Source organism: Enterobacter sp. C4G1, from assembly GCF_052886895.1.
This window is the reverse complement of sequence record NZ_JBQVVV010000001.1, coordinates 1,135,722-1,152,184: the sequence shown is the minus strand read 5'-3', so window position 1 is coordinate 1,152,184 and position 16,463 is coordinate 1,135,722. Positions and strand designations below refer to the sequence as shown.

Sequence of the window (16,463 nt, the reverse complement as noted above, 5' to 3'; positions counted from 1 at the left end):
AGTTGGACAGTTCATGTTAAGCGGCTATCAGGGCCTGGGTTCGGTATTCTACCGGACTCAGGCCTTTTAATTTCAGGCTGATCCGCTCGTTGTTATAGTAATGGATATAGTCCACTATCGCCTTCCTCAGTTCATTCAGATCGCTGAACCTGTTCAGGTAAAAACACTCCGATTTCAGTGTGCCGAAGAAGTTCTCCATCACCGCGTTATCCAGGCAGTTTCCCTTGCGCGACATGCTTTGTGTTATACCCTGCGCCTTTAACTTTGCCTGATAGCCTGCCATTCGGTATTGCCAGCCCTGATCCGTGTGCAGCAACGGTGCATCCTCCGGTCCGAGCACTGAGAACGCATCGTGCAGCATCGTATTAACCATCTCCATCACCGGCCTTTCCGACAGGCTGTAGGAGATAATCTCCCGGTTAAACAGATCGAGAACCGGCGACAGGTACAGCTTTTTACCCTGCACCGAGAACTCTGTAACATCCGTGACCCATTTTTCGTTGGCTTTCGATGCACCGAAGTTCCGGTTCAGGATATTGGGCGCAGCCTTGCCCACTTCCCCTTTCCAGGCACGATATTTCTTCACCCTTATCAGAGAGCGGAGTGACAGCGCTGCCATCAGTCGCTGCACTGTTTTATGGTTTACCAACAACCCCTGTTTTCTCAGTGAGAGCGTGATCCTGCGGTAGCCATAACGCCCTTTGTGATAGTGGTAAATCTCTCTGATTTTGTCTTTCAGACTGGCATGACTGTCCACTCGTTTCAGCGCATTCATATTGTGATACCACGTACTGCGGGACATACCTGCTGCACGCAGAAGATCACCGAGCGCATACTCCTGCCTTAGCTCACTGATTATTCCGGCTTTCTGCCGCTTTTCTCGCTTTGAACTAAGGCCTTCAGCTTTTTTAGATAGGCATTCTCTGCGCGCAGATAACGGAGTTCAGCCCGCAGTTCTTCGGGAGATAACTTTTCCAGTGCAGCATCGGTAAGTGGCGGTGTTTTTTTGGGTTTTGTCATGTCCTTGCTCCGACCTGGTTTTATGCTCAGAAGTCCTTTCTCACCTGCGTCTTTGTAAACATTCACCCAGTGCCTGACAACGGTTTCAGTTGAGATATTAAACCGTGCGGCAGCTTCACGCATCGAAAGTTCTTCACTGAGAACAGCCTGGACAACAGTTATCCGGAACGCCGGAGAATGGCGGTCATTTTTCCAGGTAATGCCATCAATACCGTGGAGTTGCCAGGCTCTTACCCAGCGTCGCACTGATGTTCTCTCAACACCAAAGCGTTCAGCTGTTCGATGTGTTCCATCTTTTCCGGCAAGGTAGTGATTAACTACAGCTAATCTGGTTTCGAGGGAAAATTTTGGCTTTGCCATAAAAAACTGCACCTTACTCAGTTGGGTGTCCAACTTTTGGGGTGCAGTCCACATCACACCGGGCAAAACGTTACCTGCACACTCAGGCTGCTTTCAACTTCTGCTTCTGCGCGCGGTTTTCGCGGCGAATTTTACGTTCTTCCAGCACCGCGACCATCGCCATCAGGACGATACAGCCGATGGCTGCGGCATCCAGCGCGGCGAAGGTGCCTGCCCAGCCGGTGAGGCCGAAAATCGGCGTGCCGTCGGCGATCATCCCCAGACCGAGCTTGGCGAAGCTGTCACCAATCAGGTACGCGAAGGTGCCTTTAATCCCATCGGCAGCGCCGATCGCTTTTTTCGGTACGAAACCAACGGCGGCTACGCCGATCAGCAGCTGCGGGCCAAACACCAGGAAACCAAGCGCGAACAGCGATGCGAGGTAAACGTACTGGTTGCTGGCATGTTGATAAACACCAAGGGTCGCGATGATCAGAGCCAGTGCCACGCAGGCCACCAGCGCACGACGTCCGTTGGCAAGGTCAGAGAGCCAGCCCCACAGCAGCGTGCCGACCAGCGCACCCACTTCAAACAGGGTAAAGCCCTGGATCGCGACTTCTTTGGAAAGCTTCAGCTCCTGGAAGGCATATACGGTAGACCATTGGTCGATACCGATACGCACCACGTACAGGAAGATGTTCGAGAAACATAACAGCCAAATCACTTTGTTTTTCAGCACGTACTCAACAAAGATCTGCCATTTGGTCATCTCGTTTTCTTCGGTTTCTTTGTCCTCTTCGCTGATCTCCTCGTCAAACAACTCTTCAGCTTTACCAAGGCCGTAAGATTCCGGGGAGTCGCTGCCAAAGCGCAGGCCGATAAAACCGACAATCAGGGCGATAATCGATGGGAAGATAAACATGCCGATCACGTGCCCGTCGAACAGATAGTTAGCACCGAACAGCGCCACGCCAGCCGCACCCGCACCCCCGAGGTTGTGGGAGATGTTCCACATGCCAAGATACGACCCACGCTTACGACGCGGCGTCCATTTGGTGATGGTGGAATAGCTGCACGACCCGCCGGTACTCTGGAAGAAACCGCTCAGGGCGTAGAAGGCGATCATCAGGAACAGGCTGACCGAGCCAGTGCCCATGCTGGCGCTAAAGCCGAGCATACAGATGGCGGAGAGGATCAGCATAAATGGCAGGAACTGCTTGGTGTTTTTGCCGTCGGCGTAATAGGAAACCAGCGTTTTACCCACGCCGTAGGTGATGGAGAAGCCCAGGCCAATCATCCCCAGCTGCGTCATGCTCAGCCCGTAGGTCGAGATCATGTCGTTCTGCGCGATGTTAAAGTTCTTGCGGATCAGGTACATGGTCAGGTAGCCAATAAAGACCACCAGGTAGGACTGCATGAAGGGTTTGAACCACATTTTGCGCCGCACATCGAGCGGCAGATCCAGGGTCGGCTTACGTACCTGGTTTAAGAAGGCCAGCATGGTTTGCTCCTGAGCTGATTTTTATACCTGCGAATGGCAGGCATTGTAAAAATCAGCCGGGAGAGACGCCTGAGACAGCGTCCAGGTGAAACCGGGAAAATGTCCTAGTTTTGCGCCACTCGGGGCGAAAAGGTGAGGCACATCACATCACACTAGTTTCGCGTGGGGCCTGAGCGTTTAAAAATGGCAGTAACAGCAGGGCAGAAATCCCCGCCGCGATAGCGATCACCGCAAAGAAACCGCTCCAGTGCCAGATGTCGATCACCCGTGCCAGCGGCCAGCCGGAAAGCGATGCTCCCAGGTAGGCAAACAACCCGACAAAGCCCGTTGCCGCCCCTGCCGCCTCTTTGTGCGAGCACTCCGCCGCGGCCATACCGATCAGCATCTGCGGGCCGAACACGAAGAAACCGGTGGTGAAGAAGCACGCCGCCTGCATCACGTAGCTGGCAAACGGCATCAGCCACAGCGAACCGACAGAGAGCAAAATCCCGGCGGCGAAAATCAGGTTCATCGGGCCACGGTTGCCGTTAAACAGTTTGTCAGAACCCCAGCCCGCCACCAGCGCACCGATAAACCCGCCCAGCTCGAACATGGTCACTGCCGAGTTCGCCGTCACCAGATCCACGCCGAGCGTCTCGGACATGTACAGATTGCCCCAGTCGTTGATCGCCGCACGCACCACGTAGACCAGCACGTAACACAGCGACAGCAGCCAGATGTACGGGTTTTTCAGCACGTATTTGGTGAGGATCTCTTTGCGGGTCAGCCCCGCGCCTTCCTGCTGTTGGGCAATTTCCATTTCGTCGTGCCGCCAGTCGCCCACCGCCGGAAGCCCCACGGTCTGCGGCCTGTCGCGCAGGCGCCAGCACAGGAACACCCCGGCAAGTATTGCCAGGCTGCCCGCAATCATCATTCCCACCCGCCAGCCGTAGTGCAGCGCCGTGGCACCCACCACGATCGGGATCAGCGCGCCGCCAACGTTATGCGCGGTGTTCCATATCGCCCACCAGCCGCCACGCTCGTTGCGCGAATACCAGGTGGTGAGCAGGCGGGCGCACACTGGCGCGCCCCAGCCCTGGAAAAAGGCGTTCAGCGCCCACAACAGCGCGAAGGCCCACAGCGAGGTGGAAAAACCAAACAGGATATTCACCACCCCGGTGGCAATCAGCCCGAAGCCCATAAAATAGCGGGCGTTAGAGTGATCGCTGACGATACCGGAGAAGAACTTCGACAGGCCGTAGGTGATGTAAAACAGCGTCGCCAGCAGGCCGATATCGGTGCGTACCATCACGCCGCTGGCCAGGATTTCGGGTGCTGCGGCGTTAAAACTTTTGCGGGTGAAGTAGAACAGGGCGTACCCGAGCCAGATGGTTGCCAGGATATGGCGTCGCCAGTAACAGTAGCGGGCGTCGATTTCCGCTTTGTCGCTTATCGGGGTGGCGTTGGCAGGCGTTTTAAACATGGTGAGTCCTTATGCGTAACGCAGCGGCAAGCTGACGCTAACGCGCGTGCCGTGGGTACAGGAGAGGGTCAATGTCCCGCCGAGCGCCGTTACGCGTTCGCGCATCCCCGCAAGGCCAAAACCCTGCTGGCCCGAACCCGGAGGCAGGCCGCAGCCATCATCTTCAATCACCAGCATCAGACGTTCATCCTGCTGCCAGCCCTGTAGGGTTACCGCGCTGGCGCTGGCGTGCTTAACAATATTGTTCAACCCCTCCTGGCAGACGCGAAACAGCGTGACGCGCTGGCCTTCGCTCAGCCCTGGCTCATGGATGCGCCAGTCGAGATGGCTGACAATTCCGCGACTTTCCAGCTCCATCTCGCGCATCAGGGAACGCACGGCCTGCTCAAGGGAAAGGTCGTCCAGCTGACGTGGACGCAGCCGCCCCAGCAGGCGACGCACCGAATCATACACGCCGAGCGAAAGCTGTTCGATATGCGCCCCGCCCTGCTTCACACCTGCGTTTTCCGCCGCCAGGCGCTGAACAATGCCCGCCTGGGTGCGGATGGCGGTGATGGTCTGGCCGATATCGTCATGCAGCTCACGCGCCACTTCCTGTCGTACAGTCTCCTCGGTTTCCAGCAGGCGTTCCGCCAGACGACGGTTGCGCGCCAGCTCGGTTTGCAGGGACTGGTTCAGCTCACGAAGACGCTGAATGCCCGCCCCGAGCAGCAGCCCGGTCAGACTTTGCGCCAGCAGAGAAAGGAGTAAATCTACCGGATGATCGTGCCAGGTCTGGCTCGCAATCAGGGCAATGGCGTTCATCAGTGTGGCGATCAGCGCCCCCTGCCAGCCGTAATGCCAGGCAAGCGCAATGATCGGCAGCGCCAGACAAAACGGTGTAAAGCGCGAAAGCTCCGCAGGCAGGCCGAGCTGCAACCACAGGCTCACCACGAATAACAGCAGATACCAGATGAGATGCCGCGCGCGCCAGTTTACCGGCTGAGACACCAGCGCCGGGCCGAGCGGCTGCCAGACGGTGCTGGTGAGGTAATGCCAGATAACCAGGCAGGTTGGCGCAAGCGTCAGTCCGCCAGTGAGCGTCAGCAGAAGCGCGTTGAGCATCTCTTTTTCCCCCACCCACGGCAGGGACTGGAGCAGCGCTGCAGCAATCAGCGCCGCCCCCTGACGCAACAGCGTGCGCCAGTCGCGCTGGTGACGGTATCGGGAGATAAGTGCAACCGGGATAAGCGCGAGCACGCTGCCGGAAATCAATAAGGGCAGATGTGCCAGCGCCACTTCCTGCGCCAGCCACACCAGCATCAGCCACTCGGCACCGAGCAGCACCGGCCAGTAACCGCGCGGGCATTGCAGCATCAATCCCAGACGCAGGCCGAAGGGGAACAGCAGCACCGCTAGCGCCGGGCGTTCAACCAGATGCAGGCTGATACTCCACAGGCAAAACCAGGCGGCAGAGAAGATAAAAAAGCTGGCGACCACGGCAATCAGCCGCGAGAAAACGGGACTCATTGCCAGGTATCAAACATGCGGCGCGCCAGCTCAACATCGTTGCTGACGCCGAGTTTTTCCATCAGGTTGGCACGGTGGACGTGGACGGTTTTGGGTGACAGATCCAGATCAGCTGCAATCTCTTTTACCGACATTCCCTGAGCAAGCTTCTCCGCCACCTGGCGTTCGCGTCGGGTCAGCGGATCCTGGCGTCCTGCCGCCAGCTTGATGGCAATATCCGGCGTCAGGTAGCAGCCGCCAGCGGAGACGGTGCGTACGGCGGCGATAAGTTCGTCCGGGCTACAGCGTTTGGAAAGGAATCCGCGCGCCCCCGCGTTAAGCGCCTGTTCCACCAGCGCCGGGCTGTCGTGAACCGAAAGCATGATGGTCGCCATTCCCTTTGGCAACTGGGTTAACAACTCCAGCCCTGAGAGATCCGGCATTGAGATATCGCAGATACAGACCTGCACCCCGCGCCCGGGCAAACCGGCCAGCGCCTCGCGACCAGAACCAAACTCGGCCACCACATGAAAATCAGGCTCAAGGTTCAGAAGCTGAGCAAATCCTGAGCGGACGATAAGGTGGTCGTCGATTAGGGCGATAGTGGTCATGGCGCGTTCCTGGCGGGCGGATAAAAAAACGCGCTTACCTTATCGATAAGCGCGTGGGTGTTCAAGCAATGAGCGATTTATTCGAAGAACACCGCAATTTTGTTAAACATAGTGGGATCGGACTGGTTGCGTTCCACTTTGGTGACATCTTCCAGCTTATCGATCTGCGCCATCATCTGCTCCAGACGCTGATCGTCGTTAACCAGTAGCCAGATGCGGCTGTGTTCGCTGCCCTGAATCGGCAAGCAGAGAATGCCTTCTACGTTAAACGCGCGGCGGGCAAACAGCCCACAGACGTGGGTCATGACGCCAGGGTGGTTACGGACGGTGAGCTCCAGAATGACGTTATCATGTTGTTTCTGCATGGCTTATTCCCCCACCATCTCAGTATTTGCCGCACCCGGCGGCACCATCGGATACACTTTTTGTTCAGGGTCGATACGCACGTGGATCAGCGCCGGGCCCGGGCGAGAAATCGCCGCCTGCAACGCCGCGTGCGCGTCTTCTTCTGCGTTCAGATCGCAGGTATGCAGGCCAAAACCGGCGGCAATCTGCATAAAGTTGATCATACCGGGATAGGTCGCAGCAAACACGCCCTGCTTGTAGAACAGACTTTGCTGCTGATGCACCAGCCCCAGCGCTTCGTTGTTCATCAGAATGATTTTCACGTCTAACTGGTTTTCGGCCGCGGTCGCCATTTCCTGAATGTTCATCATCAGGCTGCCGTCACCGGAGAAGCAGATAACCTTGCGATCCGGGTTAGCCAGCGCCGCGCCAACCGCCGCAGGCAGGCCAAAGCCCATGGTGCCCAGGCCACCGGAGGTCAGCCACTGGCGCGGACGGTTCAGCGGATAAGCCTGTGCAGTCCACATCTGATGCTGGCCCACGTCGGTGGTGATGATGGCGCTGTCGTCCACGCAGGCGGCAACGGCGTTAATCAACCCGTAATGGCTGAGCGGGTCGCCTTCGGTCGGGATGGCACCCGGGAACTCTTTTTGCAGGTCGGCTACCAGCTGACGCCAGTCTTCACGCCCGGTCGCGTCTGTTTGTGGGATCAGTTGCGCCAGAACTTCGGCAACATCGCCCTGAATAGCAACGTGCGGCTGCTTGATTTTACCCAGCTCGGCGCGGTCGATATCCACGTGAATGATTTTGGCGTTCGGGCAGAACTGCTCGGTTTTACCAATCGCCCGGTCATCAAAACGTGCACCCAGAACAATCAGTAAATCAGATTCTTGCAGAATGTAGTTGGTGCTGCGCGCACCGTGCATTCCCAGCATTCCCAGTGACAGCGGGTGCGCTTTTGGCAACATGCCGAGTGCCATCAGGGTCATGGTGGTTGGCAGGTTGGCTTTTTCAGCGAACTGGCGCACCTCTTCTGAAGCATTAATCGCCCCGCCGCCCAGGTAGAGCACCGGGCGTTTGGCGGCATTAATCATCGCCGCTGCATCACGCACGCTATCAGCGCTGAATTCCGGCGCGGGGGCACGGCCGCCCGGCTCAGGCAGCACGTCGATGTCGATTTCTGCGGTTTGTACATCCTTAGGAATGTCTATCCACACCGGGCCCGGACGGCCAGACTGAGCAATGCGGAATGCATCGCTGATAACCTGTGGAAGCTCGGCGATATCGCGAACTAAATAGTTATGTTTGGTGATGGGGATAGAGATGCCGTAGGTGTCCACTTCCTGGAATGCATCCGTACCAATCATCGACGACGGCACCTGGCCGGTAATGCAGATCAGCGGAATGGAGTCGAGGCGCGCATCGGCGATGGCGGTGACCAGGTTGGTCGCACCCGGCCCGCTACAGGCCATACAAACCGCCGGTTTACCCTGCGTACGCGCCATGCCCTGGGCGATAAAACCTGCGCCCTGCTCGTGACGTGCCAGTACGTGACGGATCTGCGTGCTTTGGCTTAACGCATCATACAGCGGCAGCACTGTCCCGCCAGGGATACCCGCAACCGTGGTGATGCCCTGACGTTCCAGCAAATGAACGATCAGCTGCGCGCCGGTGAAACGCGTCTTTGTGGATGTTGTGCCCGAAATTGCCATGCTCCAGTCCTTTTATGGGCCGACTTTCCGGGAGGCGTTTAAACTAAAAACCCCGCCCGGTTTGCGCCGGCGGGGTTTTGGAATCGTGTGTTGTTCCAGTCCCTACGGCGCATTGCCGACGACCACCACCACACGCACGACGACCACTGCGGCTGGTAGCGCAGTTTTTAGTAGGGTCGCGGTGTTCATGGATAAAGTCATTGGGGACCTGTGTTTGGAATCATTGATAGAATTCATACAAACACAGGTTTTTCGGCGTGACAATGGAAATATTTTCATCTGCGCAAAAATGCGTCAAAGATCACGTTTCGTTTGTTGAGTGATGAAAACAAAAAAAGCCTGATTTTTTGTCATTCAATAAATAGCGCGGGCGATACACCAAATCGGGCTGCAAGCTTTTTAATGTGGTTCAGAGTGAGCTGCCTCTGGCCGTTAAGCACCCTTGAAACCATTGATTTACTGCCAATTTCATCCTGAAAATCAGATATCGTCAGGTTATATTGATCCATCAACGTTCTTAGAACCGCAATGCCAACAGGTACAGATTCCATCTCCAGACGTAACGCGACAATGTCTGGCTGGTTCGCTTCGTAGCGGCTAATTCTTGCACATACGATATCCAGTAAAGGGCTACCCGGTTCGTTCATAAGAAGATACTCAACCAGTTCCAGAGCGTCTTTGTAATCCTGTTCGTTAGGATGTTCACCCAGCAGAGGAACAGCCGCAACAAGGGCATACGTAGCTTTCATTGCATCAGCAACGATCATCATTTCTTCCCCTTAGTGCGATGTTTCTCCGTAAAACGGTCATATTCCTTATGAGTAAAAACATGGCGCACATAAAACTTTTGGCTTTCAAAGAATATGAGAGCCACCAGTCTGAGATTGTTGTTCGCTATATCAATAACATAGTGCTTATCCAGATACTTAAAATTATCAAGTGTTGGAAACAGCTTTTTCAGCGCAGCAGGCGTGGCAATTGCTCTTTTCGATGACTCTCCCCAGAAAAAGGAGTTCTTCCTTATGCTGTGGAAAGGTAATGACTGCATCCAAAATTGCCTTCATAGAAATTAAATGCATCCTGCATTCCCACCGCGTCCGTTGCCAATATGGCAACAATAACATGCATTGCCATTTAGTCAACTGACTCGTTTGTTGTATTTGCCCGGAAAACAAAAAACCCCGCCGGAGCGAGGTTTTTTTCAGGGTTTGCGGCTGGTAACCGCAGAACACACTGTGTTACGTCAACGCAAAAAGTATACGCGATCGGCGACGAACGCGCAATTTAAGGCACGGATTTTGACGTTTCTGAGTATGTACCCTCTGACAATCTTTGTCCATAAAATACTGTTCATGCATACAGTATTTATCTATACTGAGGGTGTTCGCAGTGCGCGAGGGGGCCGCTGTTTTACCGGCGCAACAAAGTCCTGGCTGAAACGGGTGGTGCCGTCAGTGCCTTAACCCCTGAAGTGAGCACACTGTGTTACGTCAATCCAGGTGCTGGCAACAGGCGGCGGAAAGGTACGCCAGCATCGTGCTCCTTTTGACCAAAAGGAGACGCGTATGAGCGTAGTGGATATGGTGGTTCTTATCCTCAAACTCATTGTTGCTGTACTGCAACTGCTTGATGCCGTCCTGAAATACCTGCGGTGATTCAGGTTCAAGTCGCACCTGAGAGGGGCGGGCAACCGCCCCTCTTTAATAACGAGGGAATGCTATGTCGCGTCTGTTAATTGAACCCATTACACCCGAAGAACCCGGGTATATTGCCCTGAAAACCGAAAGCATCACGCTGAATTTCAACATGCTACGCAGGCTGGAAGAGAACTGGCAGCGTGGTGAAAACCGCTTTAACGCACCGGGTGAAAAACTGCTGGGGGCGTTTCTGAACGGCAAACTAGTGGGCGTATGCGGCCTGAACCGCGATCCGTTTAGCCAGCAACCACGCGCCGGACGCATTCGCCATCTCTACGTCAGCGAGAAGTGCCGCGGACTGGGCATTGGAAAACAACTTTTGACCGTGGTAACGGCCGATGCGAGCATCTGGTTTGATTTTCTCAATACCCATGCGCCGGACATTGCGTACGGTTTCTATCGCCAGGCGGGTTTTACGCTGGTGTCTGACGAACCGCGGGTGACGCACCGCCTTTTTTGTGCGGTCTAACCGGCTGGCAGCATCAGAGTGTGAATGTTACAGTTGAGTGACAATTAATCACCCGATACGCCATGACCATCACCGTTTTCTGCATTTTACTCTTCGCCGCGCTGCTGCATGCCAGCTGGAACGCCATCGTCAAAGCCGGAACGGATAAGCTCTATTCTGCAATCAGCGTCAGCGGCTCCGCCACGCTGATTGCCCTGGTGCTGCTCCCCTTCTCGCCACAGCCTTCTGCCGCAAGCTGGCCGTTTTTAATCGTCTCCTGCGCGTTACAGGTGGTGTACACGGTGCTGGTGGCGAAGACCTATCAGGTCTCTGATATGAGTCAGACCTATCCCCTGATGCGCGGCACTGCGCCGCTTCTGGTGGCGCTGATCAGCGTGCTGGCGCTCGGCGATAGCCTCTCATGGCTCGCGTGGTCCGGCATCGGGGTGATCTGCCTGTCGATACTGGCGATGGCGATGAACGGACGCATGCAGTCCCGAAAAGGGATCTGGCTGGCGCTGCTGAATGCCTGTTTTATCGCGGGCTATACGCTGGTGGATGGCACCGGCGTGCGGCTCTCTGACACCGCGCTGGGCTACACGCTGTGGACCTTCTTTATGAACGGCTTCTGCCTGCTGAGCTGGGCGATGGTCGCGCGGCGGCGTGAAGCGTCCAGCTACCTGCGTCTGCACTGGAAAAAGGGGCTGCTCGGCGGGGTAGGTACTATGGGCTCTTACGGCCTGGCGCTATGGGCAATGACGCAGGCCCCGCTGGCAGTGGTCGCAGCGCTGCGCGAAACCTCCATTCTTTTTGGGGCACTGATCGCGTTTGTCCTTTTAAAAGAGAAAGTTGCGGGTCTGCGTATTGCTGCGGCGCTGGGTATTGCTGGCGGAGCGATTCTGCTGCGCCTGGCGTAAATCACTGGCAACATTAGTTGCCGATCTTGTTTACAAATCCTGCCTTTCCCGGTTTTTCCATTCTCTACAACAATGCTTAAATTGCCATCGCACTGTGGTAGATTCCTCGCGCATTTATGGGAATGAGCAGTCACTTATTCTTTATTTCTCTCTTTTGGCAAAAGTAATCAGCGACATGAAAAAACAAAGGAACGTTAACTTATTGTTGATGCTGGTGTTACTGGTGGCCGTCGGTCAGATGGCGCAAACCATCTACATTCCGGCAATCGCCGACATGGCAAAGGAACTGAACGTCCGCGAGGGCGCAGTGCAGAGCGTCATGGCCGCTTATCTGCTGACCTATGGCGTCTCTCAGCTGTTTTACGGCCCGCTGTCCGATCGCATTGGGCGTCGCCCGGTGATTCTGGTGGGCATGTGCATATTTATGGTCGCCACGGTGATTGCCATCACCACCCATAGCCTGACGGTACTGATTGCCGCCAGCGCTCTGCAAGGCGTCGGGACCGGCGTTGGCGGGGTGATGGCGCGCACCTTGCCGCGTGATCTGTACCAGGGCACCCAGCTTCGCCATGCCAACAGTCTGCTCAATATGGGCATTCTGGTGAGTCCGCTGCTGGCCCCGTTGATTGGCGGCCTGCTGGATACAATGTGGTCGTGGCGTGCCTGCTACGTCTTCCTGCTGGTGCTGTGTGTGATTGTGACCTTCAGCATGGCGCGCTGGATGCCGGAAACGCGCCCCACCGACGCACCGCGCACCAAACTTATCACCAGCTATAAAACGCTGTTCGGCAACGGGGCGTTCACCTGCTACCTGCTGATGTTGATCGGCGGCCTGGCGGGGATTGCCGTGTTTGAAGCCTGCTCCGGCGTGCTGTTAGGCGCAGGGCTTGGCCTCAGCAGTATAGTGGTGAGTATCCTGTTTATCCTGCCTATTCCGGCGGCGTTTTTTGGCGCATGGTTTGCCGGGCGCCCGAACAAACGTTTCTCCACGCTGATGTGGCAGTCAGTGATTAGCTGCCTGCTGGCAGGCGTGATGATGTGGATCCCAGGGTTGTTCGCCGTGATGACCGTCTGGACGCTGCTTATCCCGGCGGCGCTGTTCTTCTTCGGTGCAGGGATGTTGTTCCCGCTCGCCACCAGTGGCGCAATGGAGCCGTTCCCGTTCCTCGCAGGTACGGCGGGCGCGCTGGTGGGCGGTTTGCAGAATATCGGTTCCGGCGCGCTGGCCTGGCTTTCTGCGCTGTTACCGCAAACCGGTCAGGCTAGTTTGGGTTTACTGATGACGCTGATGGGGCTACTGATTTTACTGTGCTGGCTGCCGCTGGCGTCCCGTGTCCCGCATCATGAGCAGCCGGTTTAACTGCATGATGGCCCGGCTTCTCGGCGGGCTTTTCACACTCAGGTGTAATCATGGTCTGCAATAAAGGCTCTGGCGCAGGCCGCCAGGCCCCTTCTTCCCCGTCATAAAACTGGAAATCGGCGTTAATGGCATACGGGATTTTCGACTTTTGCAGTTCACAGGCCATAAACGTGGCAAACGCCAGCTGCGACGCAGTTGGCGTAAATCGGCTTGATTCACCCACTCCCCAGCCGCCAACCCAACTGACATGTCCGGTTTTTTGCTGCCAGTGCAGCGCGGTGTTAATCCGGTTGTGAATGGCGGCTTTTTCGGCCGCCGTACCGGACGTCCACGGGTATTTGCCGTTATTTTTCAGCGGCCCCCACGGGAAAATATGCCACTCGGCCAGCAGGTAGTTTTGACTGTGCGCAGGCAGCTTCATGCTGGATAAATCTTCCGGCGCGGCACGCAGGCGTGGCGCGATAAAAATCATGCGATTAGCATCAATGCTGTGAATGACTTTTATCGTTTTCTCGTATACCCGGTTCAGCGAAGCCTGGTTGTGGTTGAGCTTATCCGCAGGCTCATAGATCAGATCAAACCCAAGCAGCGGCGAGCTTTGGCCAAAATAGTGCGCCACCGCAATCCACCAGTTGATCACCTCTTTTTCATTGTCCGCTTTGGGGTCGTTTTTATATTCGTCAGCCTGATAAGCGATGATGGGGATCACCCCGTATTGCTCGCACGCCTCTACCAGTTTACGCAGATGAATGAGCCGCGCTTCGGTAGGTTCATCCGCCACGCGAATACGCACATGCGTTAACCCTTTGGCGCGAAAATCACGAACTACCAGCGGATCGAATTCCCGGATGCCACGTTCGGTGCGCGCCCAGTCGACATCAATACCCACGCCAAGCTGCTGCGCATAAAGGGCAGCCGTCAGCGGCGGCTCAGCGGCGATGGCCCAGCCGGAAGTTAGCAGTAACGCAGTGGTAATGAGAGGCTTAAACACAATGTACCTTGCGAGAAATCAAAAGCAATAACCTGTATTTAGCACGCTTTTTCACATTTCGTGTAGAGCCAAAGCGTAATAAATCTTCACTGCGCCATCGCCTTCAACCAATTGATAAAGGCATCGATTTTTGGCCACTGTCGCCCGGAAGGGGTGGAGATGTAATAGTGTTGATGGCATTTCAGCGTTTTCTCGCCAAAGGGCGCTATCAGTTCCCCATTCTCAAGGCGCTTTTGCACCAGACGTTTACGCCCCATCGCCACCCCCACGTGGTTCATTGCAGCAATAATGGCTAAATCAGAACGATCGAAACCAATACCCGATGATGGCGGCATATTTACTGCAAAATGCTGCGCCCAGCTAAACCACTCGTCGGTGCCGGAGTCGTTGCTCCAGGCCTGGCGGTCATGCAGCAAGGTGCAGTGGCGCAGGTTATCCGGGTTCTGAAGCAGCGCATGTTGTTGTGCATATTCCGGGGAACACACCGGCAGGATAGCCTCATCCATCAAAAAATGATGAGACAGATGATTTGGCGGCGTATCGTCGAAATAGAGCGCCAGATCGACCCCCGTTCGCTGCATATTTACATAATCATTGCCGGTCAAAATGGTCAGCGAAATCGACGGATACCGGCGGGTGAAGTCCCCCAGCATTGGTACCAGCCAGCACTGGGCAATCGACGGACGGGAGTAAACCGTCAGCGTGCCGGACAGCGCCTGGTTTTTAATATCCAGAATCTCCTGATTCAGGGTGTCCAGCGACGATTTTAACGTCCAGTACACGCGCTTCCCTTCCTGGGTCAGCTCCACTTTCCGGTGTGAACGCACAAACAGCTGAATGCCCAGCTCCTCTTCAAGCAGGTTGATGCGGTGACTGACCGCGCTGGGGCTTAACGAGAGCTCTTCCGCCGCCAGCGCAAAGGATTCGTGACGCGCCGCCACTTCAAAGGTGTACATTTTTGACAACTGCCAGCCATTTAACAGGCGGTTTCTGGCCTCATTTGCATCATTCATCGCCATTCTCACTCTCTTTTTACCTGCCCAGAATACCTTTCAAAGATGAATTTATGTGAACCAAACACGAAATAAGTGTGTTTTTTAGAGTTTAGTCACTCATTTGATTCAATCTGGCTCACCTGAACGGCAATTTATATCGTTTGTCAGCCCATGCCGTTTTTTCGTCCAATACCCGCAGATTACTTAAGGGTGAGGTGAGATATGGGATCTCAGGTCTGGGTTGTGGCGACGCTGCTCATCAGCATCGTGTTGATTGTATTAACCATCGTAAAACTGAAGTTTCATCCGTTCCTGGCACTGCTGCTGGCGAGCTTTTTCGTCGGCACCATGATGGGGATGGGCCCGCTGGATATGGTGAATGCCATTGAGAGCGGGATTGGCGGCACGCTAGGCTTCCTGGCGGCGGTGATTGGCCTGGGGACGATTCTCGGCAAGATGATGGAAGTGTCCGGCGCGGCGGAGCGTATCGGCATCACGCTTCAGCGCTGCCGCTGGTTATCCGCCGATGTGATTATGGTGCTGGTGGGGATGATTTGCGGCATCACGCTGTTTGTGGAAGTGGGCGTGGTATTGCTGATCCCGCTTGCCTTCTCGATTGCCAAAAAAACCCAGACCTCGCTACTGAAGCTGGCTATCCCGCTCTGTACTGCACTGATGGCCGTGCACTGCGTGGTACCTCCGCACCCGGCGGCGCTGTTCGTCACCAATAAACTGGGCGCGGATGTAGGGACAGTTATCGTCTACGGCTTACTGGTTGGCCTGACGGCCTCGCTGGTGGGCGGCCCGCTGTTCCTGAAACTGCTCGGCAATCGTCTGCCGTTCAAACCGGTTCCGGCAGAATTTTCTGACCTAAAAGTCCGGGAAGAACACACGCTGCCGTCACTTGGGGCAACGCTGTTCACGGTGCTGCTGCCCATCGGCCTGATGCTGGTGAAAACCATCGCCGAGCTGAACATGGCGAAAACGGGCACCCTGTACACGGTACTGGAATTTATCGGCAACCCGATCACCGCGATGTTTATCGCCGTGTTTGTTGCCTACTACCTGCTTGGGCTGCGTCAGCATATGGGGATGAGCACCATGCTCACCCATACCGAACACGGTTTTGGCTCTATCGCTAACATTCTGCTGATCATCGGTGCGGGCGGGGCGTTTAACGCTATCCTCAAAACCAGCGGGCTGGCCGATACGCTGGCGCAGATCCTGTCGAACCTGCATATGCATCCGATCCTGCTCGCCTGGCTGGTGGCGTTAGTTCTACACGCAGCGGTAGGCTCAGCCACCGTTGCGATGATGGGTGCCACCGCCATCGTGGCCCCGATGCTGCCGCTGTACCCGAACGTCAGCCCGGAAATCATTACCATTGCCATCGGTTCTGGTGCCATTGGCTGCACGATCGTGACTGATTCCCTCTTCTGGCTTGTGAAGCAATACTGCGGCGCGACCCTGAATGAGACGTTCAAATACTATACGACGGCGACCTTTATCGCCTCGGTGCTTGCACTTGGCGGCACATTCCTGCTTTCTTTCATTATCTGAGCGCGAAGAGATTTATT

Annotated in this window: 16 protein-coding genes and 1 pseudogene; 5 read left to right on the top strand and 12 right to left on the bottom strand. The window is 55.7% G+C overall.

Features of this window, described 5'->3' with window-relative positions; all coding sequences use genetic code 11:
* Positions 1 to 16: 16 nt before the first annotated feature.
* The 10 genes and pseudogenes from ACT9TW_RS05505 to ACT9TW_RS05460 all read right to left on the bottom strand — a co-directional run bounded on the left by ACT9TW_RS05505 (position 17) and on the right by ACT9TW_RS05460 (position 9,557).
* Positions 17 to 1,380 (bottom strand): IS3 family transposase gene (locus ACT9TW_RS05505; RefSeq protein ID WP_446491829.1). Its coding sequence is split into 2 segments (ribosomal slippage): positions 17 to 903 and positions 903 to 1,380, totalling 1,365 coding nucleotides; the frame shifts between segments, so codons are not numbered across the junction.
* 82 nt (positions 1,381 to 1,462) lie between these two features.
* Positions 1,463 to 2,860 (bottom strand): hexose-6-phosphate:phosphate antiporter, encoded by a 1,398-nt coding sequence (uhpT, locus tag ACT9TW_RS05500; RefSeq protein ID WP_182063113.1) that lies wholly within the window; start codon positions 2,858 to 2,860, stop codon positions 1,463 to 1,465.
* Between the two features lie 142 nt (positions 2,861 to 3,002).
* A complete protein-coding gene (gene uhpC, locus ACT9TW_RS05495; protein WP_446491828.1) occupies positions 3,003 to 4,322 on the bottom strand; it encodes an MFS transporter family glucose-6-phosphate receptor UhpC in 1,320 nt (439 codons plus the stop codon).
* Positions 4,323 to 4,331: 9 nt separating this feature from the next.
* Complete coding sequence (gene uhpB, locus ACT9TW_RS05490; RefSeq protein ID WP_446491827.1) at positions 4,332 to 5,831, bottom strand: signal transduction histidine-protein kinase/phosphatase UhpB; 1,500 nt, start codon at positions 5,829 to 5,831, stop codon at positions 4,332 to 4,334.
* Positions 5,828 to 6,421: a transcriptional regulator UhpA gene (gene uhpA, locus ACT9TW_RS05485; RefSeq protein ID WP_446491826.1), complete on the bottom strand. Its 594-nt coding sequence runs from the start codon at positions 6,419 to 6,421 to the stop codon at positions 5,828 to 5,830. The genes uhpB and uhpA overlap by 4 nt, the downstream gene beginning before the upstream one ends.
* 77 nt (positions 6,422 to 6,498) lie before the next feature.
* On the bottom strand, positions 6,499 to 6,786 hold the full coding sequence (ilvN, locus tag ACT9TW_RS05480) for an acetolactate synthase small subunit (protein WP_182063109.1): 288 nt from the start codon (positions 6,784 to 6,786) through the stop codon (positions 6,499 to 6,501).
* Positions 6,787 to 6,789: 3 nt separating this feature from the next.
* Positions 6,790 to 8,478 (bottom strand): acetolactate synthase large subunit, encoded by a 1,689-nt coding sequence (gene ilvB, locus ACT9TW_RS05475; protein WP_182063108.1) that lies wholly within the window; start codon positions 8,476 to 8,478, stop codon positions 6,790 to 6,792.
* A gap of 102 nt (positions 8,479 to 8,580) precedes the next feature.
* The gene (gene ivbL, locus ACT9TW_RS05470) at positions 8,581 to 8,679 is read right to left on the bottom strand and encodes an ilvB operon leader peptide IvbL (RefSeq protein ID WP_182063107.1); all 99 of its coding nucleotides are present in this window, start codon (positions 8,677 to 8,679) and stop codon (positions 8,581 to 8,583) included.
* Positions 8,680 to 8,828: 149 nt separating this feature from the next.
* Positions 8,829 to 9,248, bottom strand: a complete 420-nt coding sequence (locus ACT9TW_RS05465; RefSeq protein ID WP_182063106.1) for a helix-turn-helix domain-containing protein — start codon at positions 9,246 to 9,248, stop codon at positions 8,829 to 8,831.
* A pseudogene (locus ACT9TW_RS05460) lies at positions 9,245 to 9,557 on the bottom strand (type II toxin-antitoxin system HigB family toxin). The gene ACT9TW_RS05465 and the pseudogene ACT9TW_RS05460 overlap by 4 nt, the downstream one beginning before the upstream one ends.
* A 486-nt stretch (positions 9,558 to 10,043) precedes the next feature.
* Here ACT9TW_RS05460 and tisB point away from each other — a divergent pair.
* From tisB to emrD, 4 genes are all read left to right on the top strand, one after another.
* Positions 10,044 to 10,133: a type I toxin-antitoxin system toxin TisB gene (gene tisB / locus ACT9TW_RS05455; RefSeq protein WP_071599731.1), complete on the top strand. Its 90-nt coding sequence runs from the start codon at positions 10,044 to 10,046 to the stop codon at positions 10,131 to 10,133.
* Between the two features lie 64 nt (positions 10,134 to 10,197).
* Entirely contained in the window at positions 10,198 to 10,644 is a 447-nt protein-coding gene (locus ACT9TW_RS05450; protein WP_446491825.1) for a GNAT family N-acetyltransferase, read from the top strand.
* 62 nt (positions 10,645 to 10,706) lie between these two features.
* Positions 10,707 to 11,540, top strand: coding sequence for an EamA family transporter (locus ACT9TW_RS05445; RefSeq protein WP_446491824.1), 834 nt, complete (start codon positions 10,707 to 10,709; stop codon positions 11,538 to 11,540).
* Between the two features lie 175 nt (positions 11,541 to 11,715).
* Positions 11,716 to 12,900, top strand: coding sequence for a multidrug efflux MFS transporter EmrD (emrD, locus tag ACT9TW_RS05440; RefSeq protein ID WP_446491823.1), 1,185 nt, complete (start codon positions 11,716 to 11,718; stop codon positions 12,898 to 12,900).
* Here the strand turns inward: emrD and ACT9TW_RS05435 are convergent.
* Both ACT9TW_RS05435 and dsdC read right to left on the bottom strand, forming a co-directional pair.
* Positions 12,803 to 13,891 carry a cellulase family glycosylhydrolase gene (locus tag ACT9TW_RS05435; RefSeq protein WP_446491822.1) on the bottom strand — a complete coding sequence of 363 codons (1,089 nt, stop codon included), beginning with the start codon at positions 13,889 to 13,891 and terminating at the stop codon, positions 12,803 to 12,805. The genes emrD and ACT9TW_RS05435 overlap by 98 nt on opposite strands.
* 86 nt (positions 13,892 to 13,977) lie before the next feature.
* Positions 13,978 to 14,904, bottom strand: coding sequence for a DNA-binding transcriptional regulator DsdC (gene dsdC / locus ACT9TW_RS05430; RefSeq protein ID WP_446492681.1), 927 nt, complete (start codon positions 14,902 to 14,904; stop codon positions 13,978 to 13,980).
* A 204-nt stretch (positions 14,905 to 15,108) separates the two neighbouring features.
* Here dsdC and dsdX point away from each other — a divergent pair, with 204 nt between their 5' ends.
* Positions 15,109 to 16,446 carry a D-serine transporter DsdX gene (gene dsdX, locus ACT9TW_RS05425; RefSeq protein WP_182063100.1) on the top strand — a complete coding sequence of 446 codons (1,338 nt, stop codon included), beginning with the start codon at positions 15,109 to 15,111 and terminating at the stop codon, positions 16,444 to 16,446.
* The last annotated feature ends 17 nt before the right edge of the window (positions 16,447 to 16,463 follow it).